General features: G+C 44.2%; 22 protein-coding genes and 4 pseudogenes. 20 read left to right on the top strand and 6 right to left on the bottom strand.

The features are described from left to right. The first annotated feature begins 27 nt into the window (after positions 1–27). The 13 genes and pseudogenes from FXF62_RS05870 to FXF62_RS05815 all read left to right on the top strand — a co-directional run bounded on the left by FXF62_RS05870 (position 28) and on the right by FXF62_RS05815 (position 9,606). Complete coding sequence (locus FXF62_RS05870; protein WP_149518032.1) at positions 28–504, top strand: DUF6773 family protein; 477 nt, start codon at positions 28–30, stop codon at positions 502–504. Then, on the top strand, positions 501–1,178 hold the full coding sequence (locus FXF62_RS05865; RefSeq protein ID WP_149518031.1) for a CPBP family intramembrane glutamic endopeptidase: 678 nt from the start codon (positions 501–503) through the stop codon (positions 1,176–1,178). The genes FXF62_RS05870 and FXF62_RS05865 overlap by 4 nt, the downstream gene beginning before the upstream one ends. Positions 1,179–1,187: 9 nt before the next feature. Continuing rightward, a pseudogene (locus tag FXF62_RS05860) lies at positions 1,188–1,678 on the top strand (DUF6773 family protein). A 136-nt stretch (positions 1,679–1,814) separates the two neighbouring features. After that, on the top strand, positions 1,815–2,801 hold the full coding sequence (trhO, locus tag FXF62_RS05855) for an oxygen-dependent tRNA uridine(34) hydroxylase TrhO (protein WP_149518030.1): 987 nt from the start codon (positions 1,815–1,817) through the stop codon (positions 2,799–2,801). Positions 2,802–3,276: 475 nt separating this feature from the next. After that, positions 3,277–3,492 carry a hypothetical protein gene (locus FXF62_RS05850; RefSeq protein ID WP_149518029.1) on the top strand — a complete coding sequence of 72 codons (216 nt, stop codon included), beginning with the start codon at positions 3,277–3,279 and terminating at the stop codon, positions 3,490–3,492. A gap of 298 nt (positions 3,493–3,790) precedes the next feature. Next, complete coding sequence (locus FXF62_RS05845; RefSeq protein WP_149518028.1) at positions 3,791–4,516, top strand: hypothetical protein; 726 nt, start codon at positions 3,791–3,793, stop codon at positions 4,514–4,516. Then, positions 4,509–4,937 (top strand): hypothetical protein, encoded by a 429-nt coding sequence (locus tag FXF62_RS05840; RefSeq protein ID WP_149518027.1) that lies wholly within the window; start codon positions 4,509–4,511, stop codon positions 4,935–4,937. The genes FXF62_RS05845 and FXF62_RS05840 overlap by 8 nt, the downstream gene beginning before the upstream one ends. A gap of 1 nt (position 4,938) precedes the next feature. Beyond that, complete coding sequence (locus FXF62_RS05835; protein WP_149518026.1) at positions 4,939–5,409, top strand: DUF5085 family protein; 471 nt, start codon at positions 4,939–4,941, stop codon at positions 5,407–5,409. 282 nt (positions 5,410–5,691) lie between these two features. Beyond that, on the top strand, positions 5,692–6,453 hold the full coding sequence (locus tag FXF62_RS05830) for a nucleoside phosphorylase (protein WP_149518025.1): 762 nt from the start codon (positions 5,692–5,694) through the stop codon (positions 6,451–6,453). A 7-nt stretch (positions 6,454–6,460) separates the two neighbouring features. Next, positions 6,461–7,315, top strand: a pseudogene (locus tag FXF62_RS11010) (DUF3744 domain-containing protein); the annotation flags it as partial. A gap of 24 nt (positions 7,316–7,339) precedes the next feature. Beyond that, positions 7,340–8,146, top strand: a pseudogene (locus FXF62_RS11005) (energy-coupling factor ABC transporter ATP-binding protein); the annotation flags it as partial. Continuing rightward, the gene (locus tag FXF62_RS05820) at positions 8,139–8,975 is read left to right on the top strand and encodes an energy-coupling factor transporter transmembrane component T family protein (protein WP_149518023.1); all 837 of its coding nucleotides are present in this window, start codon (positions 8,139–8,141) and stop codon (positions 8,973–8,975) included. The pseudogene FXF62_RS11005 and the gene FXF62_RS05820, both read left to right, overlap by 8 nt. Positions 8,976–9,021: 46 nt before the next feature. Further along, positions 9,022–9,606 carry a hypothetical protein gene (locus FXF62_RS05815; RefSeq protein WP_149518022.1) on the top strand — a complete coding sequence of 195 codons (585 nt, stop codon included), beginning with the start codon at positions 9,022–9,024 and terminating at the stop codon, positions 9,604–9,606. A gap of 201 nt (positions 9,607–9,807) precedes the next feature. Here FXF62_RS05815 and rsmG read toward each other — a convergent pair whose 3' ends face one another. The 5 genes and pseudogenes from rsmG to FXF62_RS05785 all read right to left on the bottom strand — a co-directional run bounded on the left by rsmG (position 9,808) and on the right by FXF62_RS05785 (position 15,251). Continuing rightward, the gene (gene rsmG, locus FXF62_RS05805; RefSeq protein ID WP_149518020.1) at positions 9,808–10,521 is read right to left on the bottom strand and encodes a 16S rRNA (guanine(527)-N(7))-methyltransferase RsmG; all 714 of its coding nucleotides are present in this window, start codon (positions 10,519–10,521) and stop codon (positions 9,808–9,810) included. A gap of 80 nt (positions 10,522–10,601) precedes the next feature. Further along, positions 10,602–11,291: an ABC transporter ATP-binding protein gene (locus FXF62_RS05800; RefSeq protein WP_149518019.1), complete on the bottom strand. Its 690-nt coding sequence runs from the start codon at positions 11,289–11,291 to the stop codon at positions 10,602–10,604. Further along, positions 11,290–13,372 (bottom strand): annotated as a pseudogene (locus tag FXF62_RS05795) (FtsX-like permease family protein); the annotation flags it as partial. The gene FXF62_RS05800 and the pseudogene FXF62_RS05795, both read right to left, overlap by 2 nt. After that, positions 13,347–14,636: an MFS transporter gene (locus tag FXF62_RS05790; RefSeq protein WP_149518018.1), complete on the bottom strand. Its 1,290-nt coding sequence runs from the start codon at positions 14,634–14,636 to the stop codon at positions 13,347–13,349. The pseudogene FXF62_RS05795 and the gene FXF62_RS05790, both read right to left, overlap by 26 nt. A gap of 12 nt (positions 14,637–14,648) precedes the next feature. Then, on the bottom strand, positions 14,649–15,251 hold the full coding sequence (locus FXF62_RS05785; RefSeq protein ID WP_149518017.1) for a TetR/AcrR family transcriptional regulator: 603 nt from the start codon (positions 15,249–15,251) through the stop codon (positions 14,649–14,651). Positions 15,252–15,408: 157 nt separating this feature from the next. Here FXF62_RS05785 and FXF62_RS05780 point away from each other — a divergent pair, with 157 nt between their 5' ends. After that, a complete protein-coding gene (locus FXF62_RS05780) occupies positions 15,409–15,966 on the top strand; it encodes a LemA family protein (protein WP_015605318.1) in 558 nt (185 codons plus the stop codon). A gap of 9 nt (positions 15,967–15,975) precedes the next feature. Then, on the top strand, positions 15,976–16,872 hold the full coding sequence (gene htpX / locus FXF62_RS05775) for a zinc metalloprotease HtpX (RefSeq protein ID WP_149518016.1): 897 nt from the start codon (positions 15,976–15,978) through the stop codon (positions 16,870–16,872). Between the two features lie 54 nt (positions 16,873–16,926). Here the strand turns inward: htpX and FXF62_RS05770 are convergent, their stop codons facing one another. After that, the gene (locus tag FXF62_RS05770; RefSeq protein ID WP_149518015.1) at positions 16,927–18,150 is read right to left on the bottom strand and encodes an MFS transporter; all 1,224 of its coding nucleotides are present in this window, start codon (positions 18,148–18,150) and stop codon (positions 16,927–16,929) included. A 247-nt stretch (positions 18,151–18,397) separates the two neighbouring features. Here FXF62_RS05770 and rsmH point away from each other — a divergent pair, with 247 nt between their 5' ends. From rsmH to FXF62_RS05745, 5 genes are all read left to right on the top strand, one after another. Next, positions 18,398–19,348 (top strand): 16S rRNA (cytosine(1402)-N(4))-methyltransferase RsmH, encoded by a 951-nt coding sequence (rsmH, locus tag FXF62_RS05765; RefSeq protein WP_149518014.1) that lies wholly within the window; start codon positions 18,398–18,400, stop codon positions 19,346–19,348. A gap of 5 nt (positions 19,349–19,353) precedes the next feature. Continuing rightward, a complete protein-coding gene (gene ftsL, locus FXF62_RS05760; RefSeq protein WP_149518013.1) occupies positions 19,354–19,674 on the top strand; it encodes a cell division protein FtsL in 321 nt (106 codons plus the stop codon). Next, on the top strand, positions 19,667–21,952 hold the full coding sequence (pbp2x, locus tag FXF62_RS05755; RefSeq protein ID WP_149518012.1) for a penicillin-binding protein PBP2X: 2,286 nt from the start codon (positions 19,667–19,669) through the stop codon (positions 21,950–21,952). Before ftsL ends, pbp2x begins: the two co-directional genes overlap by 8 nt. Before the next feature lies 1 nt (position 21,953). Next, complete coding sequence (gene mraY, locus FXF62_RS05750) at positions 21,954–22,937, top strand: phospho-N-acetylmuramoyl-pentapeptide-transferase (RefSeq protein WP_149518011.1); 984 nt, start codon at positions 21,954–21,956, stop codon at positions 22,935–22,937. A gap of 100 nt (positions 22,938–23,037) precedes the next feature. Beyond that, the gene (locus tag FXF62_RS05745) at positions 23,038–24,381 is read left to right on the top strand and encodes a DEAD/DEAH box helicase (RefSeq protein ID WP_149518010.1); all 1,344 of its coding nucleotides are present in this window, start codon (positions 23,038–23,040) and stop codon (positions 24,379–24,381) included. The last annotated feature ends 174 nt before the right edge of the window (positions 24,382–24,555 follow it).

Genomic DNA, 24,555 nt, shown 5'->3' with positions numbered 1-24,555 from the left:
CTTATAAATAAGAAAGTGAGAAAGAAAATGAAGAAGCAGCCTGTTATAAAAGATGAACGAACAGAGAAATTGGACGGCAAAGTTGCGGGAGAACTAGTGCTAGGAATGTTTCTTTTCTTGGCTATCTCTGTGTTTTTCAAAGCCTATGTCCTCCATCTAAGCTTGCTGGCCTATCTGCCAGAAGGTATTCTGCTTACCCTGGTAGGTCTATATGCCTTGCTTCGTCGCTTAAGTCTAGGGATTGATGTTCGTGATATGGTGAGAGAGGAAAAATGGCCAGAGCGTTTTGGCGGTGGAGTCGTCTTTGCTTTCATCGTTATGGGTATTGATTTCTTGGGTCAGCGAGAAAGTCTGGCTAGCATGTTGAGCCTTTTGTATCTGCTCAAGCTGGCTCTTGCAATGGTACTGTTTATGCTTGGAAGCTTGACCATGGACAAGATCAGTCTTTACCTAAACGGCAAAGGTCAGGCAAAGCTCGATCAGGAATTGGAGGATGAAGAATGACTTGGTGGAAACGATTGATCTGGGTTGGCTGCGCTTTTTTAGCCTTGGCCTTGTATGTCCTCCCTATGCTGATTCAGCAGCTAGCAATAACTTATCAATTTCCCAAACAGTGGAGCCTTGGTCTTGGTATTTTGCTGATTTTCCTCACTTTGCTGGTCTTTGTCGTGGTAGCAAAGAAGGCTGGAATCTTATCTCAGTCTGGAAAAATCTTTCAACAAGGAGACGGGAAGCGAATTGCTCTAGGCCTCTTAAGCATGTTGCTCATATCTGTCCTTGGGACGGTATTACTCCGGTGGCTGCATGGAGAAGTGACAACGGCTAATCAGGCATCTTTGATGGAGGAGTTCCGAAGAGGAGATATGATTTCGTTGCCCATCATGCTTGGAGTTTTAGCGCCTATCGCAGAAGAAATTATTTTCCGTGGCATCATTCCTCTAAAAATCTTTAAAGGCTATGAAAGCTGGGGCTATATCATAGGCGGGCTGCTCTTTGCGCTTTTTCATGGCCCAACCAATATCATGTCTTTTGTAATTTATGGCGGTTCTTCTGTGATTTTGACCTTGCTGGCTTATCGAACTCGGCGTTTGGAAGTCAGTATTGCAGTTCACATGATAAATAACGGACTTCCTGCCATTCTGATGTTGTTAATCCCTATTTTTGGAGTAGAAGTATAGGAGCTTGGAATGAGAATAAAACTTATTAAACGTCAAATCTTAGACGAACGCGAAGAGCAACTGGTCAACAAGGCCGGTATGGAGAGTTTCAGTCTCATGCTATGTGGCAGTTTAGCATTATATATGGGCTCTGTAGCTATGAATGGGGGAGTCGTTCACTATCAGCCTTCTTGCTTTTGATTCTCATCACCAGTTTTTATTTCATGTGTCGAACTCAGTATCTGGGAGCTAATTATTACAATAGTTTCAGTCTGATTATCTGGGGTGTGCTGGCTGCGACAGGCTTCCTGACTCTTTCGATTGCCTGCCAGAATTTTCAGCTCAATCATGCTATTTATCATCATAGTGTTTTTCACCCCATGTTCCTATTTGTTATTTTCATTACTTTTGTCATTCACTTTCCTATTATACTGCTGGTCAATATTTTCTTGGAGTATATAAACAAGTGGCAGAAAAAGCGCTTTGAAAAGTATTTGGAAGACTTGGAGAACGAGGGCTAACCTTCTTTTCTGCATAGAGATTCCCGCTCTGCTATTTTCCAAACAAATTTTTTGCCCAGTTTTTTCAATCAGGTTATAATAAATAGATGAATTAAAAAATTCAGAAAATTTATAGAGAAATGAGAGTTGAAATCTTATGGCAAAAGATATTCGCGTATTACTTTATTACAAATATGTTCCGATTGAGAATGCTGAGAAATTTGCAGCTGATCATCTGGCCTTCTGTAAATCCATCGGTCTGAAAGGCCGTATCTTGGTGGCTGATGAGGGAATCAACGGAACGGTTTCTGGTGATTATGAAACCACTCAAAAATACATGGATTATGTGCACAGCCTTCCAGGCATGGAAGATCTTTGGTTCAAGATTGACGAAGAAAATGAGCAAGCCTTCAAGAAAATGTTTGTTCGCTACAAGAAAGAAATCGTCCACTTGGGCTTGGAAGACAATGACTTTGACAATGATATCAACCCGCTGGAGACGACAGGTGCTTACCTGTCACCTAAGGAATTTAAGGAAGCCCTCTTGGACGAAGATACAGTTGTCCTAGACACTCGTAACGACTACGAGTACGATCTGGGCCACTTCCGTGGGGCCATTCGTCCAGACATCCGCAACTTCCGCGAGCTTCCGCAATGGGTTCGTGATAACAAAGAGAAGTTTATGGACAAGCGCGTGGTTGTTTACTGTACTGGTGGTGTTCGCTGTGAGAAATTCTCAGGCTGGATGGTACGTGAAGGCTACAAGGATGTCGGTCAATTGCACGGAGGAATTGCGACTTACGGCAAGGATCCAGAAGTTCAAGGTGAGCTTTGGGACGGCAAGATGTATGTCTTTGATGAGCGTATCTCGGTTGATATCAACCATGTTGATCCAGTTGTGATTGGGAAAGACTGGTTTGACGGTACTCCTTGCGAGCGCTATGTCAACTGTGGCAATCCAGAGTGTAACCGCCGCATCTTGACTTCAGAAGAAAATGAAGACAAGTACCTCCGTGGCTGTTCTCATGAATGCCGTGTTCACCCTCGCAACCGCTATGTGACTGAAAACGGCTTGAGCCAAGCAGAAGTGATGGAACGTTTGGCTGCGATTGGAGAAAGCTTGGAAACAGTGGTAGCTCAGTAATTTAATCGTGAAGATAAAAAACTTTAGACGATTCAAACGTCTAAAGTTTTTATTTTGTGTTCATCTAGGAAAGGCGTAACAGTTAAACATATAAAGTGAAAAATCTTTATGTTATAATTATTCTAATACTGTGACTACTAAAGAGTATTTTGAATAGAAGATTTTCTCTAGGACTAAAAATGGTATCCAATCTCTTTCTGTAAAGGAGACTGTCACAGTGAAGCAGGACTTGGCTACATTGACAGTTACTGATGAAATCGGACAGAGGAATGTTGATCATATGTGAAATGCACTTGTGTGGGTGGCAGAGAATCCAATCAAGACTGCATTTGCTGTAGGTGCTGTCGTTGTTGGAATAGTTGCCGCTCCTGCGATAGGTGCTGTGCTCGGTACTTTTGGATTCGTTAAAGCTATAGGTGCGGTATTCAGTATCTTTATCGGAGTATCTATTTTTAATGATAAAGGAAAGTAATATATGAAATTGGTAAAGAAAATAGTTGGTTCAGCGACTGAGAACATCTTGATTCAAATAGAGGCAATCAGTCAAATGTTTTCTTATTATGATGCGCTTAATGCGCAATTGAAAGGTGACAAAGTTCGCACACGCGCCCTATTTGAGAGTATTAGCAATGAAAATCCTGAGCTCTTCTATGTTCAGGAAGCTAAGAAGTATTTAGAAGGAGTAAATTAATGTCAAAACGTACTGCTTTACCGATTGGGAGTAAGGTAGAAATCCCGAGAGTTTTCTCTTGGGATCTTTTTGTTCTCTAATGAGTGAGCTAGAAAAAATGCTTCTTTTAGGTTATAATGATGAAAATAAATATTAATTTATATGGACTACAAGCTCAGAAATCGGCCTTGAGTGCATCGGTAGGTAGTATCAAGGGCGAGCTAACAAAAGCCAGAAGCTGTTTGTCTCAAGTTGTCTCTACAGATGGTCTTAAAAAAGGAGTTAATGGCCTGATTAAAGGCATGAGAGGATGGTTTAAATGACTATTGAAAGAATCAAAAAATTTTTTGAGTTTCAAAGAAGGAGTGTCCATGGACCAGTTCCACTTTGGGGCGTATTAAATGGGATTTTTATTTTATATCCTATATCCTTTTTGGCGTTTTTTGCAGGAGGATTAGAGGTACTCAACAATCCCTCTTTGTATCAAGGGTTGATTATGACAGGAATTGTTGTTTGGGTTTTAAATCTAGTATTTTTACTAGATCTTAAGCGAGGGATTTTAACGAGTTTTGGGACCTATCTAATGTATCTGACTGGTCATGTTTATGCCATTGTTGGCTTTAGTGCTATGAGCGGTGACTATAGTTTTATTAGCTTAAAACTTTTACTCCCCCTTATTTATGCCCTTGTTATTATTATCGTCATGAGTTGTTTGGTTGATTTGGATTCTGAAGAGATTATATCTGCCAAGGCCATCAGAAATGTCTATAATTTTGTAATGGGGCCACCCTTAATTTTATCTCTTTGCTGTGTTTTTTTAGGTATGTTAGGGCATGAGTATTTTTGGGGATGGGGAATGTCATTTCTCTTTATGACTATGGGTCCTTACTTATATCGAACATGGTTTTATATTATCTATGCTTACCAACACCATAATGATGTCGAAGAAACAACTCCCATCAGGCGTATAGAAGTGTCCTCAGATATGATCCAAGATAAGGAGTTTGATAGAGATAGATTTAGAAAGGAAGAGAAACATGATTAAAGAAACCCAGATTCATATGACCCATTTGATGACAGATCAAGTTCAGATCCATCCAGATGAACTACTAGAACTATTTGCACATACAGAGCTTCTTCCATATACTGAAGGGATTTATAAGGATGGACCAACGATCTTTGAGATGATTCCAACTCAGTTTGATGAGGAACGACAAGATGTGACGGTGTATATTCCGGTTATTTCCGAAACGGCCTCCACTAGCCAATTAACTTATCTTCCGAGCTTGAGCATAGATGGTATTAGTCAGCGCGTACTATTCGCAGAAGGCTTAGATGAGAGACTTTATGAGATGAAAAACTATATCCGTGAGAAGGGCTGGGAGTTGCAAGATAAGTTGTATCTCGTTTTAATCCCTGTTTACGATGATTTGTTTGTGGATTTGATTATCCCAGTGGAGAAGTAAGATGGCAGATATTACATACGGTACCAATCAATTTTTAATGTTAAGTAATGTCTTAAGTGTAGATTACAATATTGTTGGTGATGAAATTTCAGTTGCCTTTCAAGATATGATTAATACAGCCGTAGCTGCGGGTTACACTCCTAAGAGCAATCCCTTTTATTCTTGTCCCCATGTAGGAGAATTAGAAGATGGTACTTACAACATTACAGTTTATCTTCCAGTTTATGAGGATTATCTAGGAGACGATGAATTACTAGAGGGGACTGCCCATAACAGTTATTTTCTAGTTCCACGAATGGTGGGAGCACGAGTGACTGGTGAGGAAGCTGTTGATTTTGATAAGGCGCTCTATGGTTTAACCAATTTATTAATTGACAATGATCTAGAAGAATGTACACCAATTTTTTATATTTCGAGTAAGATCAATGGGGTCTTGTATACTGATATACTAGTAGGTGTTCGAGCTAGCTGATGAAAATTTCAAATCTCTTCTATGTTCAGGAAGCTAAGAAGTATTCAGAAGAAGCAAACTAATGTCAAAACGTACTTGTTTACTGATTGGGTTTTATCCCAATCTTTTTGTTTTAAAATACATTTGACCCCGTTCTTGCTATAGAGTCTGCCTATATCCTTGGCTAGCTAGAAAATATGCTGGCGATAGTCAGTAGACTGCCTTTTTATGATACAATAGTAAGATAGAGTCAGTGGACGCTAGCTGGCTATTTCATGCTAAAGAAAGGGACAAAACAAGTCGATGATTCTTGAAGAGTTTGACCAAAACCGTAAGGCCATCATCAATCCAGAGGATTTGATAGAGCCTATTGAAGGCTTTCCGCAGACGGCAGTGTCCTGCTTTGCCCGGGAGACCTTTGCCCGAATGCTGGCGGATTTTGACCATGAGTTGATTACGACGACGTCTATGGCCAATATTGAAATTCCTATCTATCGGGTCGTTGCGGATGGACAGGAGCTAGCTCTTTTTAATGCTCCAGTTGGGGCTTCTGCTTGTGTGGCTATTCTGGAGGATTTGATTGCTTTTGGCATGAGAAAGCTGGTTCTCTTTGGGACTTGTGGTGTGCTGGACGAGGATATCAAAGAAACATCCATCATTATTCCGACGGCGGCTTTGCGCGATGAGGGGACTAGCTATCATTACCAGCCGGCTAGTTCGGAGATAGCAGTCAATGTCGGCTCGCAGGATTTTCTCTTGAATTTCCTTGAACAGCGAGGGATTTCTCATAGTTTGGGCAAGGTTTGGACAACCGACGGTATTTTCCGCGAGACTGCGGACAAGCTGCGCAGGCGAAAAGAGGCGGGAGCTATCTGTGTGGACATGGAGTGCTCGGCTGTAGCAGCTCTGGCGGCCTTTCGTGGCATTCGAATTTGCCAGTTCTTTTATGCTGCGGATCATCTGTCTGAGGAGGCTTGGGATATGCGCAATCTGGCTAATCATGCGGACTTAGACGAGAAAGACAAGGTGGCCAATCTGGCGATTCAGATCGCTTTGGCCTTATAGAAAAAACATGAAAAAACCAATTATTCAATTTGAAGATTTTAGTTTTCAATATCAGGCTCAGTCAGAGCCGACTTTGAAGCATATCAATCTGACCATTTATGAAGGGGAAAAGGTGCTGCTGATTGGGCCGTCTGGCTCTGGTAAGTCAACCTTGGGCCAGTGTTTAAACGGCATTATTCCCAATATTTACAAGGGTCAGGCCAGTGGGCAACTCTTGATTAAGGGGCAGACAGCCTTTGATAGTAGTATTTATGACAAGTCAAATCTTGTCAGCACGGTTTTGCAGGACACGGATGGTCAGTTTATCGGACTCAGTGTAGCAGAGGATCTGGCCTTTGCTCTGGAAAATGATATGGTGGCCTTGCCTTTGATGCGGGAGAAAGTCCTGCGTTGGGCAAAGCAGTTAGACCTAGAGCAGCTTTTGGATCATCGTCCTCAAGACTTGTCTGGCGGACAGAAGCAGCGGGTCAGTCTGGCGGGTGTCTTGATCGATGAGAGTCCAATTTTGCTGTTTGATGAGCCTTTGGCCAATCTCGATCCCAAGTCTGGTCAAGATACGATTGACTTGATTGATCAGATTCATAGAGAAGCTGCAACCACGACCATCATCATCGAGCACCGCTTGGAAGATGTTCTTTATCGACCTGTTGACCGAGTTGTCCTCGTCAATGATGGTCAAATCCTCTTTAACGGCGCGCCAGATGATCTGCTCAAGACGGAGCTCTTAGCAGAAAATGGGATTCGAGAACCTCTCTATATTACAGCCTTGCGGCAGCTTGGTTTTGATGTGGCAAGCGCGACTCATCTGGCTGATTTAACAAAGCTGGAACTTACAGGACTTTCTCAGAATCTGACCGAGCAAAAAGCAGAGCAGGTTGACAGTCATCACGAAGCTCTTTTAGAACTCGACCATGTTTCTTTTGCCTATCAGAGCGACAAACCTATTTTGCGGGATATCAGTCTGAAGATTTTCAAGGGTGAGCGGATCGCGATTGTTGGGAAAAATGGTGCTGGCAAGTCTACGCTAGCTAAGGCTCTCTGTCGTTTTATTGATACAGAAGGGGAGTATCATTGGCAGGGACAGGATATCAAGGGCGACTCTATCAAGGAGCGAGCGGAGCGGATTGGCTATGTCCTGCAAAATCCCAATCAGATGATTTCGACCACAATGATCTTTGATGAAGTAGCGCTGGGACTGCGGTTGCGTGGTTTGGCAGAAGCAGAGATTGAAGAAAGGGTTCATGCTGTTCTCAAAACTTGCGGTCTCTATGAATTCCGCAGTTGGCCGATTTCAGCCCTGTCTTTTGGTCAGAAGAAGCGGGTAACCATTGCTTCTATCTTGGTGCTAAATCCAGAGATTATCCTTTTGGATGAGCCAACAGCTGGTCAGGATCAGCGCCATTATACAGAGATGATGGACTTTCTAGATGAGCTAAACCAGCAGGGACACACGATTATCATGATTACCCATGATATGCAGCTCATGCTGGATTATTCAGATCGGGCCATCGTGGTGGTGGACGGCCAGATTTTAGCAGACCAGTCGCCTGCTCAGGTTTTGTCTAATCATGAGTTGATTGCAGCGGCCAATCTAAAGGAGACTTCGATTTTTAGCTTGGCTGAGAAGCTGGGAGTGGATCCGCTAGCTCTGACTCAATTTTACATGCAAAAAAAGGAGGAAAGTCATGTTTAATCAACAAAAATTGATTGGCTACCATGCCGGAAAGACTTTTCTCCATGGTCTGTCTGGTGCCAGCAAGCTTATCTTTTTTATCCTGGTTTCGGTGGCAGCCATGATGAGCTACGATACGCGTTTCCTCCTTCTTGTGGCTCTGGCTTCCCTGATTTTATTTCGAGTGTCTGAGATTCGGCTGAAAGACATTTCTTTTGTTTTGGCTTTTGCGGGAACTTTTGCAGCGCTGAATATTCTCATGGTCTATCTCTTTGCCCCTCAGTATGGAGTGGAGATTTACGGAGCCAAGAATCTGCTCTGGACAGGATGGGGAGCTTATAATCTCACGCTTCAGGAACTCTTTTATCTCTTGAATCTTTTGCTCAAGTATTTCTCAACGATTCCTCTAGCGGTGATTTTTCTCATGACCACCCATCCCAGTCAATTTGCTTCCAGTCTGAATCAAATCGGTCTTTCTTATAAGATTGCCTATGCGGTCAGTCTGACCCTGCGTTATATTCCAGATTTACAGGAGGAATTTTACCTCATCAAGATGTCTCAAGAGGCGCGTGGACAAGAATTATCCAAAAAGGCTCCCCTCAGCAAACGGGTCAAGGGCAATCTGCAAATCGTCATTCCCCTGATTTTCAGCTCGCTCGAGCGAATCAATACGATCGCGACGGCCATGGAGCTACGCCGCTTTGGGAAAAATAAAAAGCGGACCTGGTACACCCAGCAAGCCTTCGGAAAACTAGACAAACTTGTAATCCTGGTGTCCGTCCTTTTACTAGCCCTCAGCCTTCTTCTTTTCCTTGTCAATCAAGGACGCTTTTATAATCCTTGGGCATAGACTAAAGGTGGAAAACTAGCTATGTTTGGATTGAGAGGATCAATTGGTGCAAGAAAAAATAAATGTTGAATTTTATAAGGACTTACTTTTTCCTGTTTTTTGTGGTCTAGGAGCTTTCGTTATACTCTTGGCTTTGCCACAGACAGATGAAGTCGGGAGTGGATGGGCTCTGATTCCAATCATCCTGCTAATGGCGATGAGTGGCCTCTTTACTTGCCTTGCTTTGGTCAATAAAGAAAAGAGTCTGCGACGCTGTCAAGAACTTTATTCTCACTTTCCAGAGCTTGAAAAGGATTTTCAACTGATTTATAGCGACTCTCGTTATGCGCGTGAAAGCTTATCTCTTTATCTTTACAAGGATGCCATCATACGGGTGGATGCTTATTTCCAATTTCTCATTCTTTCTGATTTAATTGATGTGACCATTAAGATTGAGGAAGTGGAACAAACGAACCATGTAAAAGTTCATTACCTGTATCTGTATTACAATCCAATGAGTTCTAACAAAGATGTTCGTCTGACTTTTGGGCCTTATACAGATCAAAAATATATTGACTTATTGCAGTTTTTAGATGTGATGAATCAAGTTGCTCCTCGGATTAGAATCTATAATGAAGCTGCGGAAAAATAGTATGGTCTAACAAACATAAAGAGGCTGGGACAAAAGTCCTAGTCTCTCAATTGTCTTTGGATTGTCGAGCAAGACGCAGTGGTTGAGTGGGCTCTACTACGCTGATTTCATCAGCTTTTACAGCCCTACTCAACTGTGCGGAGGTGGGACGACAAAATCGAATTCTAACGAATTACCGATTTCTGTCCCACTCTCTTCTTCTTATAATGGTCTTTTGTTTGGCATGCCTGCCTTGCGGGGGTATTTGTTGGGGGTTTCTTTCTTCTTTTCCACCACTGTGATAAAGCGGGGGTCGCCGTTTGGTAGGGCATAGCTGAGATTGTCTTGGACCTTGCTAAATAGTAGGTTCAAGGCATTTTTGGCTTCGTCCAGTTCTTCTGGAGCATTGGAAGCCTTGAGCGCTAGGAGTTTGCCGCCCACTTTTAGATAGGGAATGGTCAGTTCAGATAGAATCTGCATCCGAGCAACTGCACGAGCAGTGACCAGGTCAAACTGCGCTCGAAAAGCCTTATCCTGAGCGAAGTCTTCTGCGCGGCCGTGGTAGAAGTGAACCTTGTCTAGCTCGAGCTCCTCTGCCAGCAGTTTGAGGAAGTTGATCCGTTTGTTGAGGGAGTCAATGATAGTTACATCCAGCTGAGGGCAGATGATTTTCATGGGGAGGCTGGGAAAGCCTGCACCTGCTCCGATATCCAGTAGCCTAAGCTCTTGATTGTCAATCAGACCTTGCAAAACAGGCGCAATTGAATCATAGAAATGCTTGAGATAGACTTCGTTTTTCTCTGTGATAGCTGTCAGATTGATTTTTTCATTCCATTCGACCAAAAGTTCAAAATAACGTTCAAACTGGTCTTTCTGGCGGTCGGTCAGCTCGATTCCTTGCTTGCTTAGTAGCTGGTAAAATTCTTGCGGTGTCATAGTTTCATCCTTGTTTGTCAGTATTCATTCTATTATAACATAAAAAGGGGACCCCGGCATTCTGCCAAAGGGCTTCTTTTTTATATGCCAATCTGATTGAGCTCCGCCAAAAGCAGCCGGCGACGCTCATTTTGATGGGCAGTTGGGTCAAAGAGAACTTCTTTTTTTATCTTGCCATCTAAAATGAGCAGGACCTTGTCAGCATAGGTAGCCACACTGACATCGTGCGTCACTAGGAGAATGCTTGCACCCTGCTGGTGGAAGTGCTGCATGAGTTCCATAGCTTGACGGCCAGCCTGAGAGTTGAGCGCTCCTGTCGGCTCGTCAGCAAAAATGATTCGAGGCTGGTTCATGAGAGCCCGACAGATACCAGCTCGCTGGAGTTGACCGCCCGATACCTGATGGATAGAGCGCTGGGCAATGTCCTTAATCCCGGTCAGAGCCATTAACTCCTTGGCTCGCTCATAGGCTGCCTTTCGCTCGCTGCCTTTCTTTCCAATAATACTCGGTAGGCAGATATTGTCTAGGATATTGAGATTTTTCAGGAAGGTTGCCTGTTGGAAGACAAAGCCGAAAGCCTCTCTACGAAGGCGGTCTAAGTCTTTGTCTTTCATGGTCAGCAAATCCTGTCCCTGGTAAAGAATCTGGCCATGGTCAGGTCTATCAATGGTGGACAGAAGATTGAGAAGAGTGGATTTCCCGCATCCAGAAGGCCCCATGATGGCGATGAATTGGCCGCTTTCAATCTCCAGCGACAAATCACGGAGAATGGGCTCCTGAGTCGTTCACTGCCAAATCCCATCATCCGATAAAGTGCCAAGTCAGCTTGGTCCTTGGTGAAAATCATATAGACAAAGAGAGTCATTAGAATGAAGACAATGATGAGTCCTGTCAAGAAAACGCTGGTCTGAATCAGGCGGAGCATGGCTAGAGTGTCATCAAAAGTCTGATGGAAAAAGTCTTCTATGTCGGTTAATTTATAGTTGGAATAGTATTTTTTCCATTCGTTGATTTTTTTAGCTTTGTTGCTAGCATCTTTAAGGCGGATGGTCGTCAGACTATTGAGCGTTTGCGCTTGCTTTGTCACAAAGACAGCCTTGGCAGTCTTGCCGCCGTAGGTCAGGTCTGAGTAGATACCGACTACTTTTAGTTTTTTTGCTTGACCGTCTACAGTCAAGGTCAGGCTGTCTCCTACTTTTAGCTTGAGCTCTTCTGCCTGCAGCTTGGAGAGGGCAATTTCATGCTCGTTTTTAGGATAGTGGCCTTGGCTGTATTTGACTGGAAATCCTGCATGGTTTCCCAGAGTTACCCGCAACTGCTGGGTCTGACCTTGCTGGTCTTGATAGGAGAAATTCTGGCTCTGGTACTGATTGATTTCTGCGATATCCTTGTCTGCCTGCAGTTCTTTCAGAAGCAGGGTAGCCTTGGTATCAATATCTTCAGTCTGAGAAATATCAACCAGCACATCTGCCTGACCAGCTCCCAGATACTGGATGAAGTTTTTGTCCATCACAGTGCTATAGAGACTGGCTGGCAGCAGGATAAGCAGGCTAATCAAACTGACAATGACCAACATAGTCAAATATAGTTTCTTATGATTGAGAATTGTTTTTAGGGCGAAATAGGGTCTGTCTAAGAAGGGGATAGTCGGTAAGCCCATTTTCGGAGTAGAACGAGTCTCGGTCAGACTGTTGGAAGAAGCTAATCTTAAAGCTTGACCGGGCGTCAGTTTCTTAAAGGAGCTAAGAGGCCGGGCAGTCAGCCAGAAGACCAAGAGACAGAGTAGCAGAGCTGCTAGCATTTCCAAAAGATAGCTATAGGATGGCGTCGGGTTTTGCCCCATAGACAGTGCCATCTGCTTTTTAAAAGGAGTACTCAGGAGAAAGGATAGTCCCCATCCTATGATGGTTGCCAGAGCCAGACAGAAATAATACTTGGTCAGGTGGACCCTGCTGATAAAGCCTTGGGGAAGTCCCATGATCTTCATAACAGCAATCTGCTTCAGGTCTTCTTGAATCTTGGTCAAGAGGGCAAAGCGCATGCAGAGAAAGGTGATGCCAATGATAGCCACAATCAGCAGCCCCATGACTAGGATGACTAGAGCATCATTGAAGCCGTTAATCATCTTGATGGTCGGATAGGTAATCATAGGCGGTCCATTGGACTCAAGCTCTGCGTTTTTATAGGCTTGCTCGATGGTAGAAATCTGGCTAAGCTTATGCACTCGAAAGGCAATCAGTTTCTCATTAGATGCAAATGCTTCTTTTTTCAGAGTCTGCAAATCAGCCTGCGAGACTAGAAAGCGCTTGGAGGAGACCAGACCGGCGTTCATCTGGGCATCTCGAATAAAGCCCTGAACAGTTAGCTGTAGCTTGCCGACCCTTATTTGGTCACCGATTTTGATTTTTCCACTGTTGTAGTAGTAGAGGGGAATGTAGACTTGCCCCGGCTGAGGCTGAGCAGGCCGGTTATATTGATCCAGCAGAAAGTCAAAGTTTTGGTTCTGATTGGAAAAGCCATTATCCTGCGAGCTGTCCTGAAGCGAGTCCTGCCCATTGATGCGGATGGCTGACCCTTCCACGTTAACAAAGTCTGTCAGCTGCCAAGAGGCAATTTCCGGATGCTGCTGGACAAAGTTTTGCAGCCGTTTTCGGTCGACGCTTCCGCTGTGCATTTGTAAGAGATGAGGGCTTTTGGCTGTCTCCACAAAGCGCTCAATCGAGTTGGTAAGACTGACGGTCAAGCGCGTGGCTGCAAAGCTCAGGGTCAGAGTCAGAAGAAGGAAAAGCCCGATGACTAGCATGCTGACTTTGTTTTCTTTTAAATCATTTCTTATCAAGCGTTGAAACATATTCCAGCTCCTTTACTGAACGTGCTCGGGAGAGCAGGTAAGCACCGATGCTGATAGAGATACCGGATAGGATAAAGAGCAGACCGTAGCCTCGGCCATTACCAGTTCCAAGGATTTTTCCTAGGCTTGTTGCCAGACTCCCTGTTGGAGTGAGCAAGGGCTTGAAAATATGATCTGCAATCCAGCCCATAGAGGCATAGGAGATGACATAGCCCAATTGGGAAATAATTCCAATGGTTCCCCAAGCCTTACCCTGATCGGCTTTGTTAATATTGATGCGGACCAGATAGTCAATGGCGGTATTGGCGAAGGGCAGGGCAGCAAAGAGAAAAAAGCCAAAGGAGCAGATCCAGATGATATTTTCCTGTAGCCCCATCCCAGCCATAAAGATACCCAGCGCAAATAGAGCCAAACAGAGCATACGGTGAAAGCCTTTTTTGATAGCAAGAGCCCCTAAGGCTAAGCCTCCGACTAGCATGCCACTGCTAGAGACGGTCATACTCCAACCGACAGTTTCGGCATCAGCAAAACTTAAAATTAGAGGAGAGAGCAGGATTTGCACTGTTCCCAGAAAGAAGGAGAAGGCCGTCCCAGTCAGGACAAGAATCCAGATGCCTTTTTTCTCATGGATAATACGAAAACCAGTGAAAAATTCATCCCAAAAGTGGCTCTTGCTACTATAGATAGGAGCCTGCATGGACTGGCGAGCGATCAAGGTTGTCGCGACTGTGACAAAAATTGTCGAGATATCCAGCAACAAAATAGTGGAGATGGAGCTCTTGGTCAAAATGAGTCCAGCTAGGAGAGGGGAGATTAGATAGCGGGCCACACCGTTTATCTGGGTTAGGCCTGTGGCCTGAGCCAGTTGCTCTTCTGGCAAGAGGTCGGAAATCGTAGCTCGAAAGGCTGGCTCCACCAGAGCAGAGAAAAGAGAGGAGATACAAGCCCCCAAGCAAATCAAGGCAAGAGTAGGTTGGGGATTTTTCAAAATAAAGTAGATCCAAGCAACTCCTAGGCCAGACAGGCCATCACCTAGAGCCATGAGGAGTCGGCGGTCATGCCGATCGGCTAGAGTGCCGGCTAGGGGACTGGCTAAGAGACCCGGTAGGAAAGCCGACAGAGTGACCAGAGCTGAAGCTGTAACCTGACCAGTCAGCTGATAGGTGTAAATGCCCAAAGCAAAAGAGGTCATGCCAGAACCTATTTGGGAAATAAAGCTACCCAGCCAAATTAGTAAAAATAGCTGAAAACCTTTGTTTTTCATGGTTGACTCCTTTTAAAAGAGTTGCAGAAGCTGATCAAAGTAGCCCGACTGGGTTTGGAAAATTCGTTCCAAGAGATAAAGGAATGCTTGTAGTTTCGCCTCTTGTTCTTGCTTTGTCAGTTGCTGGAAGGCTTGGCCGAATACCTGCAGAGAATAAGCGAGTAGCATTTCCAGACTTTCCAGAGGAAAATCGGTCTTCATCTCTCCTTTTGCAAGTGCATCTTCGATAATGGGGAGGAGGATCTGAGGCCCGCGTTCCAGCAGGATTTGATTTGTCTTTTCATGGAGCAGGGCATTTTGTGGTTGGTGTAAGTGTGCCAAAATTTCCTGTCCTTGCTCTTGGTGGAGGTTAAGTGCGAGCAGGGCACCCATCAGCCTCTCTAGAATGGAGCCTTCCTTTTTACTGGCCAGCAGTTCGGCCTTACTGAAAGCCTGAGCCACAGAGCGTTCAATAATGGCGTCCATGATTTCTTCCTTGGAAGAAAAATAATAGTAGAGCGTCCCGCGAGCAATCTGAGTGACTTCTAAAAGCTGAGCAATAGAAGTTTGGTCAAAGCCTTGCTCTATAAAGAGCTTTTGAGCGCTATCTAAGATAAAGTCCTTTTTACTGACCACGATGGCCTCCTTTTTCGTCAAAATTTATTCGACCGACAGTCGGTTTATCTCTAAGTAAAGAATACTCCTTTTAGGATGAATTGTCAAGAAAGACAGGTTGAGCTTTTTTTGTTATAATAGGTGCAATCAAATCATAAGGAGTATCTTTATTATGTCCATGTTTTTTATTATTCTTGCGGTTGTGGCAGTTGTAGCTATTTTCGTGATTTCTGTTTACAATGGGCTTGTTAAGAGCCGCATGCAGACTCAGGAAGCTTGGAGTCAGATTGATGTCCAGCTCAAGCGCCGAAATGACCTGATTCCCAACCTTTTGGAGACGGTTAAAGGTTATGGAAAATATGAGAAATCAACCTTGGAAAATGTTACTCGACTGCGTAACCAAGTAGCTGCTGCCTCATCACCTGCCCAAGCTATGGAGGCTAGTGACGCCCTGACTCGTTCGATTTCTGGTATCTTTGCGGTTGCTGAAAATTACCCAGACCTTAAGGCAAATACAAACTACTTGAAACTTCAGGAAGAGTTGACAAATACAGAAAATAAGATTGCTTATTCTCGTCAGCTTTACAATTCAGTAACCAGCAACTACAATGTCAAAATGGAAACTTTCCCAAGCAATGTCATTGCAGGTATGTTTGGCTTTAAAGCAGCAGACTTCTTGGAGACACCAGAGGAAGAAAAGGCTGTTCCTAAAGTGGATTTTAGCGATTTGGGGTAGGTGGCCACTATGTTGTTTGACCAAATTGCCAGCAATAAAAGGCGTACTTGGGTTCTCCTCGTCGCCTTCTTTGCTCTTTTAGCTTTGATTGGGGCAGCTGTCGGCTATCTTTGGCTCGATTCTCCCTTTGGTGGGATGGCCATCGCCTTTATCATCGGTGGTATTTATGCTGTCAGTATGATTTTTCAGTCCACAGAGATTGTCATGTCGATGAATGGTGCGAGGGAAGTGTCCGAGCAAGAAGCGCCTGAACTCTATCACGTTGTGCAGGATATGGCCATGGTGGCACAGATTCCTATGCCTCGGGTCTACATCGTAGAAGATGCCTCGCCCAATGCCTTTGCGACTGGCTCAAAGCCTGAGAATGCGGCCGTGGCTGCGACAACTGGATTGCTTGCTCTCATGAATCGTGAAGAGCTTGAAGGTGTAATGGGACATGAAGTCAGTCACATTCGTAATTATGATATTCGCATTTCGACGATTGCAGTGGCGCTTACAAGTGCTGTCACAATGCTGTCTAGCATGGCTGGGCGCATGATGTGGTTTGGCGGTGGTGGCCGTCGAAGAAACGATAGGGACAATGACAATGGCTTAGGGATTGTTTTGATGATTGTCTCTCTGCTAGCTCTTCTCTTGGCGCCGCTTGCTGCAACATTGGTGCAGTTGGCTATTTCCCGTCAACGTGAGTATCTGGCAGACGCTTCAAGTGTTGAGCTGACCCGCAATCCTAAGGGCATGATCAATGCCCTGCTGAAGTTAGACAATAGCCAGCCCATGGAGCACCATGTAGATGACGCCAGCGCAGCCCTCTATATCAATGATCCTAAGAAGAAGGGTGGCTTGCAAAAGCTCTTTTATACTCACCCACCAATTTCTGATCGGATAGAAAGATTGAAAAATATGTAAGAAGGAAGCCTAGGCTTCCTTCTTTTTTGTATGAAATTGTGACGATTTTTAACTCTAGTTATTTTTGAGGCTGAGTAGAAGGCAGACACCACCAAGCAGAGAGAAGACCAACCAAGCGCTTCCCATATTCCAAAGACCGAGACTAGTGAAAAGCATGCTTCCTAGCGGAATGGAAAAGGTAAAGAGCATAGTGAGAAAGTTGGAGGTTTGGGCTAATACTTCTGGAGGAAGTTTACTCAGCAGCATGCTGTTGATTTTAGGATTGATTTTTCCAGAGATGTACATGAGAAAGGTAAGAAAGAAAATTCCCAAGAGAGCAGGAGCTTGGAGTAAATTGCTGATGCCTAAGAGGAGGAGAGCTAGCGAGCACCAAACGACGAGTCGAATCAGGGAGAGCTTGGAAAAATAATCATTTGAGAAGGCACTGGCAGAGATAATCCCAACCACTGTGCAGGACTCGATAATGAGCAGAGACTGGCTCAGGTTTAGTCCCCAAAATGGGTGATCCAATAAATAGAGATTGTAGAGTCCCATGATAGAGCCAGCCAGTGCGTTTAAGAGGAGGACTTGAAGCAGCACTAGCAGGAAGTTTCCGATTTTTTCTTGTTCAAAAATCATTTGGACATTCTGGTAAAGGTCTTTCATCTGAGCCTTGAAAGGAAGCTTTTTCTCTGCAACAGCAGGAGCATCATGGGTGAGTTTTTGGCGAATCAGATAGAGAGTGCTTGAGGAGAGTAGGAAGCAGAGGGCGTTGATGAGGGCGACCATAGCGAAATTCTGCTGGCTGATACTAAGTAACCAGACGCCCAAGGCTTGCCCAGCAAAATTTCCCAAAAAAGTGAGAAGTTGAGTGAAAGAGTAAGCTTCCATCAAATCTTTCTCTTCTATATTTTTTTGTAAGATAGGCATCTGTAGGCCACTGCGATAGTCGCTGATAATGTCAGAAAAGATATTGAGGAAGCAGACGGTAGCAAAGGCGAGGTAGGAGGCGGACTTGGTTAGGAGGGCGACCAAAATGAAGAGGAAGGCCTGCAAATAACCTAGATGAATAAGCCAGCGAGCCTTTCGATGGGTTTTGTCAGCTTTCATCCCGACAAAGACTGTGAAAAAGGTAGGAACAAGAACGATAAAATTAGCAATACCGACTGCAAACTTGGGCTGGGGCATGCTAGAAGCAAATACGATAAAGACGATATTATAGATAGAAGAGCCTAGGATATTAAATATCCGTGACAGACTGATAAAGGCAAATAGTCTATTTCTTAAAGCAAGTTTCATAATAAATCTCCTTTGGGGACGAATCAATTTCGGAATGGTAAGAAATTCCAACTCGCAATGCATTGGTAGTTATGATTATAGCAGAATATGGCATGCCCGCAAGGGCTTTTCGCTGACTGGTAGAAGCTCGTAGGCCAAGTGGTAAATATCTGAAAGTGACTTGCAAAAGCTATAAGTCAACCTATCAAAAACTGACATATTCTTTTAAATTTTTTTTTATACATGAATGTGATATAATAGATAGGATATGACAAAAGAATTTCATCACATTACCGTACTTCTTCATGAAACGATTGACCAGCTTGATGTTCAGCCAGATGGCATCTATGTTGATGCAACCTTGGGCGGAGCTGGTCACAGCGAGTATCTTTTGAGCAAGCTGGGAGACAAGGGGCATTTGTATGCTTTTGACCAGGATCAGACTGCGATTGATAATGCCAAAAAACGTCTGGCTCCCTATATTGAGCGGGGCATGGTGACCTTTATCAAGGATAATTTCCGCAATCTCAAGACTCGTTTGAATGAAGTAGGGGTCGAGAAGATTGATGGAATTTGTTATGACTTGGGCGTATCTAGTCCGCAGCTGGATGAGCGGGAGCGCGGTTTTTCTTATAAGCAGGATGCACCGTTGGATATGCGGATGAATCAAGAAGCTGCCTTGACAGCTTACCAAGTTGTGAATCACTATCCTTACAAGGACCTAGTCCGTATTTTTTTCAAATATGGCGAAGATAGGTTTTCCAAGCAGATTGCCCGTAAGATCGAGCAGGCAAGAGAAATCAAGCCTATCGAAACGACGACAGAACTGGCGGAGATTATCAAATCAGCTAAACCTGCTAAGGAATTGAAGAAAAAAGGTCATCCAGCCAAACAGATTTTTCAGGCTATTCGAATTGAAGTCAATGACGAGTTGGGAGCGGCCGATGAATCCATTCAGCAGGCTATTGACTTATTGGCAGTGGGGGGGCGCATTTCAGTGATTACCTTTCATTCGCTGGAGGATCGGCTGACCAAGCAACTGTTTAAAGAAGCCTCAACCGTAGATGTTCCCAAAGGTCTGCCTTTCATTCCAGATGATTTGCAGCCCAAGCTGGAGTTAGTTTCACGCAAACCTATTTTACCAAGTAAAGAAGAATTAGAAGCCAATAATCGCGCCCATTCTGCGAAGTTGCGCGTGGCTAGGAAGGTGCATGAGTAAGTTTCATGGCAGAAAGAGAACAACACCCTATTCAAAAACGGATTCGGAAATTTTCCCGAGTCGAAAAAGCCTTCTATGGCTCCATTATTTTAACAGCGATTATCCTTGCGGTCAGTATTGTGTTTATGCAGACCAAGCTGCTGCAGGTCAATCATGATTTGACTGAAGTTAATGCTCAGATTGAGTCAGAGCAGGCTGAATTGGATAATATTAAGCAAGAAGTGAATGAATTGACACGTTATGAAAGGCTGTCCCAGTTGGCCAGCTCTCAGGATATGAAACTCCAAAAGGGAAATCGTAAGACAGTGAGTACAACCAATGAGTAATAGATTTTTAAAAAACATTCAGCGATATGCTTTAAAAAACAGACAGACACCCGAATACAATCGAAGAAGAGTGGGAAAAAGCATGAGTGCTTTAGCTGTCTTTCTTTTTTTCATTTTCTTAATTAATTTTGCGACGATTATCGGGACAGATCAGAAATTTGGTGTTAATTTATCAAAAGGCGCTAAGCAAGTGCACCAAAAGACAGTCGTGGTCGCTGCCAAGCGAGGAACTATCTATGACCGCAACGGTGTCCCGATCGCTGAAGATGCAACGACTTATAACATTTATGCTGTTATTGATAAAAATTACAAATCTGCCGCTGGCAAGATCCTCTATGTAGAGGAATCCCAGTATGAAAAGGTTGCTGAGATTCTTAATCAACATCTAGGAATGGATAAGGACTATGTTAAGCAGCAGCTTGCGCAAAAGGATTTAAAGCAGGTTTCTTTTGGTTCTCAAGGAAATGGGATCACCTATAGTACTATGAGCTCTATCCGACAAGCGATGGAAAAGGAAAAGATAGAGGGGATTGATTTCACAACTAGCCCTAACCGCAGTTATAGTAATGGTATCTTTGCTTCGCAATTTATCGGTCAGGCTCAGATGCAAGAGGATAAGGACGGCAATAAGACGCTTGTAGGGAAATCCGGGATGGAGCAGTCGCTAGACCGTATCTTAGGTGGTCAGAATGGTCTGGTTACCTATGAAAAAGACAGTAAAGGGAACATCATCCCAGGTTCAGAGGAAGTTTCTGTTAAGACAGAAGACGGAAAAGATGTGTATACAACCCTCTCTGCCCAGCTACAGACATACTTGGAAACGCGGATGGATGCCTTCCAAGAAACAGCTAAAGGAAAATTTGTCAGTGCGACTTTGGTCAGTGCTAAGACAGGCGAGATTCTAGCAACAACTCAGCGTCCGACTTATAATGCGGATACCAAAGAGGGCCTGAATGTAGATCATTTGAAAACTTGGAATAGCTTCCTTTACCAGACGCAGTATGAGCCTGGATCAACGATGAAAGTTATGACTCTAGCCTCAGCGATTGATAATGGATCCTTTAATCCAACCGGAACATTCGATAGCTCGGAATATAAGATTGCAGATGCTACCATCCGCGACTGGGATGTAAACATGGGGTTATCAACAGGACAAGTCCTGACCTATGCTCAAGGTTTTACTTACTCTAGTAATGTTGGGATGACACGCATTGAGCAAGACATGGGAGATGCCAAGTGGATAGACTATCTATCAAAATTCAAATTTGGCTTACCGACTCGTTTTGGTATGGGCTATGAAGAATATGGTGCCTTGCCTACAGACAATGCTGTAACCATTGCTATGAGTTCCTTTGGACAAGGAATTGGGGTGACCCAAGTGCAGATGTTACGTGCCTTTTCGGCTATTTCAAATGATGGTGTCATGTTAGAGCCGAAATTTATCTCTGCCATTTATGATTCACGAACAGGTAGTGCCCGTAAATCCCAGCCAGAAATCGTTGGTCATCCAGTTTCAGGAAAAGCAGCGAAAACGACTCGGGACTATATGATTCAGGTCGGAACAGTCCCTTATTATGGAACACTGAATATCGGCGGAGAACCAGTTATCAAGGTTTCTGGGCAAGATGTGGCCGTAAAATCCGGAACAGCCCAAATTGCGACAGATAAGGGCTATTTGGAAGGGGAGAATAATAACATTTTCTCCGTAGTAGCCATGACGCCGGCAGAAAGTCCAGATTTCATTATGTATGTCACTGTTCAGCAGCCCGAAGAGAAATTCTCCCCTCTTTTCTGGCAGGAAGTTGTCAATCCAGTCTTGGAAGAGGCTGTGGCGCTTAAAGACAGTTTAAATCTGACTGGAGATAGTCCTGCTTTGGAATTGGTTGAAAAAGAAACAACCTATAAAATGCCATCTATCGATGGTTTGACCAAGCAACTGAAGCTGAAAAATCAAATCAGCCCAGGAGGCTTGGCTGACGAGCTTCGCCGCAATCTGGTACAGCCAGTCATCTTAGGAACAGGCAGTGAAATCAAGAAGGTTTCTGTAAAAGAAGGCCAAGAACTGAAAGCCAATCAACAGATTTTGATTTTAAGTGATAACTTTGAAGATTTGCCGGATATGTATGGCTGGACCAAGGAAAATGTGGAGCAATTTGCTGAATGGCAAGGGCTGGAAGTCAATTTTAAAGGCAAAGGCTCAAAAGTTGTCAAGCAGAAGGAGAAGGTCAATACAGACCTGAAAAAATTGAAAAAAATAACCGTTACATTGGGAGACTAGCATGTTAACAGCAATTATTGCAGGAATTCTGACCTTTATCCTAACGCTTGTTGGGATTCCTGCCTTTATCCGTTTTTATCACAAGGCTCATATATCAGGTCAGCAGATGCATGAGGATGTCAAGCAGCATCAGGCTAAGGCTGGAACGCCGACGATGGGGGGCACCGTCTTTCTGGTTGCTTCTGTTTTGGCTAGTTTCGTGACAGCCTTGTTTTCCCAACAACTGTCCAACGGCTTGATTATGATTCTCTTTATCTTGGTTCTCTACGGAATCGTTGGCTTTTTGGATGATTTTCTCAAGATCTTCCGTAAGATCAACGAAGGCCTGAATCCTAAGCAGAAACTAGCTCTGCAGCTGGTAGGGGGAGTTATCTTTTACTTCTTCTACAATCAGCACGGGGCAGGTGACTCTCTCAATGTCTTTACGATTCCAGTGCAGTTAGGCTTCCTCTATATTTTCTTCGTCCTCTTTTGGCTGGTTGGTTTCTCCAACGCTGTCAATCTGACTGATGGAATTGATGGCTTGGCTAGTATCTCCGTTGCAATCAGCTTGGTGGCTTACGGAGTCATTGCTCTAGAGCAGAAGCGCTTTGACCTTCTGATTGTCATTATCAGCATGATTGGTGGTTTGCTAGGCTTCTTTGTCTTTAACCATAAACCAGCTAAAATCTTTATGGGGGATGTGGGAAGTCTTGCCTTGGGTGGTATGCTTGCAGCCCTCTCCATTGCCTTGCACCAAGAGTGGACCTTGCTTCTCATCGGAATCGTCTATGTATTTGAAACGACTTCTGTTATGATGCAGGTGACTTATTTCAAGCTGACGGGTGGCAAGCGGATTTTCCGTATGACGCCACTCCATCACCACTTTGAACTGGGTGGTCTTTCTGGGCATGGCCAACCTTGGAGCGAATGGAAGGTTGACTTCTTCTTTTGGGGCGTAGGCCTCTTAGCTAGCTTGCTGACTTTGGCCATTCTATATTTGTGATATGAAGGTGGGTGTAAGCCCGCCTTTTCCTGTCCTGAGCCGAGCAGAAAAGATATTTTTCTGGTATAATAGATAAGATTAATAGTAAACAGAGGAAAAAATGAAATTTACAGAATTTAACTTTAAAGATTATATTCAAGAAGCCCTCAAAGACCTAAACTTTGTGGAGGCGACAGAGGTTCAGGAAAAGCTGATTCCGGTGGTGTTATCTGGCCGAGACTTGGTCGGGGAGTCCAAAACAGGATCAGGCAAGACGCATACCTTCTTGCTGCCCATCTTCCAAGAGCTGGACGAAGAGGCTGACAGTGTCCAAGCAGTGATTACAGCACCCAGCCGAGAATTAGCAACTCAGATCTATCAGGCGGCGCGTCAGCTAGCTAGCTTTTCAGAGCAAGAGATTCGGGTGGCCAACTATGTCGGCGGAACTGACAAGGCTCGTCAGATTGGCAAGCTAGAGTCCAGCCAGCCCCATATCGTCATTGGAACGCCGGGGCGGATTTATGACTTGGTTGAGTCAGGTGATTTGGCTATCCACAAGGCTCATACCTTTGTCGTGGACGAGGCTGATATGACGCTTGATATGGGCTTTTTGGAGACGGTAGACCGGATTGCGGCTCGCTTGCCTAAAGACTTGCAGTTTTTAGTCTTCTCGGCTACCATTCCGCAGAAGCTCCAGCCTTTCTTGAAAAAATACTTGTCTAATCCAGTCATGGAGCAGATTAAGACCAAGACAGTGATTGCTGATACCATTGATAATTGGCTCCTGTCAACCAAGGGGCGGGATAGGAATGCCCAGATTTATGAGATTAGTCAGCTCCTCCAGCCTTATCTGGCGATGATTTTTGTCAATACCAAAACTCGTGCGGATGAATTGCAGGCCTATCTGACTGCGCAGGGTCTAAAAGTGGCCAAGATTCATGGTGATATTCCGCCGCGGGAGCGCAAGCGTATCATGAATCAGGTCAAGAATCTGGATTTTGAATACATTGTAGCGACGGACTTGGCGGCTCGGGGGATTGACATCGAGGGCGTCAGCCATGTCATCAATGATGCCATTCCGCAGGATTTGTCTTTCTTTGTCCATCGAGTTGGGCGGACCGGACGAAATGGTCTTCCCGGCACAGCCATTACCCTTTATCAACCGAGTGACGATTCAGATATTCGTGAGTTGGAAAAACTGGGCATCAAGTTTACTCCTAAGATGATCAAAAATGGCGAATTTCAAGATACCTACGACCGAGATCGCCGTGCTAATCGGGAGAAGACCAAGGAAAAGCTGGACACAGAAATGATTGGTCTGGTCAAGAAGAAAAAGAAAAAAATTAAACCAGGCTATAAGAAGAAAATCCAATGGGCGGTTAATGAGAAGCGCCGCAAGACCAAGCGAGCTGAAAATCGTGCACGTGGCCGAGCAGAACGCAAGGCTAAGCGCCAGACATTCTAGCCATAAATTCTTTCTATGGACGATATAGAAAAATTATATTTTAAAGACCAGTGAAACTATGATAGACTAGGATTACTGGTCTATTTTATTGTCATTTTCCAGTTACCTACCAGAGGTTTAGAGATTGGCTATTCTTGATGCCAAATAGTTTTCATCTGGGCCAAATTATGATAG

The sequence above is a fragment of the Streptococcus cristatus genome (assembly GCF_008369405.1).
Lineage (GTDB): Bacteria > Bacillota > Bacilli > Lactobacillales > Streptococcaceae > Streptococcus > Streptococcus cristatus_G.
This window is presented reverse-complemented; position numbering and strand designations above follow the sequence as displayed.

What these genes read in the sequence shown, in the direction of transcription:
- FXF62_RS05870 (WP_149518032.1), top strand. Translation starts at nt 28, where the DNA reads ATGAAGAAGCAGCCTGTTATAAAAGATGAACGAACAGAGAAATTGGAC.
- FXF62_RS05865 (WP_149518031.1), top strand. Translation starts at nt 501, where the DNA reads ATGACTTGGTGGAAACGATTGATCTGGGTTGGCTGCGCTTTTTTAGCC.
- trhO (WP_149518030.1), top strand. Translation starts at nt 1,815, where the DNA reads ATGGCAAAAGATATTCGCGTATTACTTTATTACAAATATGTTCCGATT.
- FXF62_RS05850 (WP_149518029.1), top strand. Translation starts at nt 3,277, where the DNA reads ATGAAATTGGTAAAGAAAATAGTTGGTTCAGCGACTGAGAACATCTTG.
- FXF62_RS05845 (WP_149518028.1), top strand. Translation starts at nt 3,791, where the DNA reads ATGACTATTGAAAGAATCAAAAAATTTTTTGAGTTTCAAAGAAGGAGT.
- FXF62_RS05840 (WP_149518027.1), top strand. Translation starts at nt 4,509, where the DNA reads ATGATTAAAGAAACCCAGATTCATATGACCCATTTGATGACAGATCAA.
- FXF62_RS05835 (WP_149518026.1), top strand. Translation starts at nt 4,939, where the DNA reads ATGGCAGATATTACATACGGTACCAATCAATTTTTAATGTTAAGTAAT.
- FXF62_RS05830 (WP_149518025.1), top strand. Translation starts at nt 5,692, where the DNA reads ATGATTCTTGAAGAGTTTGACCAAAACCGTAAGGCCATCATCAATCCA.
- FXF62_RS05820 (WP_149518023.1), top strand. Translation starts at nt 8,139, where the DNA reads ATGTTTAATCAACAAAAATTGATTGGCTACCATGCCGGAAAGACTTTT.
- rsmG (WP_149518020.1), bottom strand. Translation starts at nt 10,521, where the DNA reads ATGACACCGCAAGAATTTTACCAGCTACTAAGCAAGCAAGGAATCGAG.
- FXF62_RS05790 (WP_149518018.1), bottom strand. Translation starts at nt 14,636, where the DNA reads ATGAAAAACAAAGGTTTTCAGCTATTTTTACTAATTTGGCTGGGTAGC.
- FXF62_RS05780 (WP_015605318.1), top strand. Translation starts at nt 15,409, where the DNA reads ATGTTTTTTATTATTCTTGCGGTTGTGGCAGTTGTAGCTATTTTCGTG.
- htpX (WP_149518016.1), top strand. Translation starts at nt 15,976, where the DNA reads ATGTTGTTTGACCAAATTGCCAGCAATAAAAGGCGTACTTGGGTTCTC.
- FXF62_RS05770 (WP_149518015.1), bottom strand. Translation starts at nt 18,150, where the DNA reads ATGAAACTTGCTTTAAGAAATAGACTATTTGCCTTTATCAGTCTGTCA.
- rsmH (WP_149518014.1), top strand. Translation starts at nt 18,398, where the DNA reads ATGACAAAAGAATTTCATCACATTACCGTACTTCTTCATGAAACGATT.
- ftsL (WP_149518013.1), top strand. Translation starts at nt 19,354, where the DNA reads ATGGCAGAAAGAGAACAACACCCTATTCAAAAACGGATTCGGAAATTT.
- pbp2x (WP_149518012.1), top strand. Translation starts at nt 19,667, where the DNA reads ATGAGTAATAGATTTTTAAAAAACATTCAGCGATATGCTTTAAAAAAC.
- mraY (WP_149518011.1), top strand. Translation starts at nt 21,954, where the DNA reads ATGTTAACAGCAATTATTGCAGGAATTCTGACCTTTATCCTAACGCTT.
- FXF62_RS05745 (WP_149518010.1), top strand. Translation starts at nt 23,038, where the DNA reads ATGAAATTTACAGAATTTAACTTTAAAGATTATATTCAAGAAGCCCTC.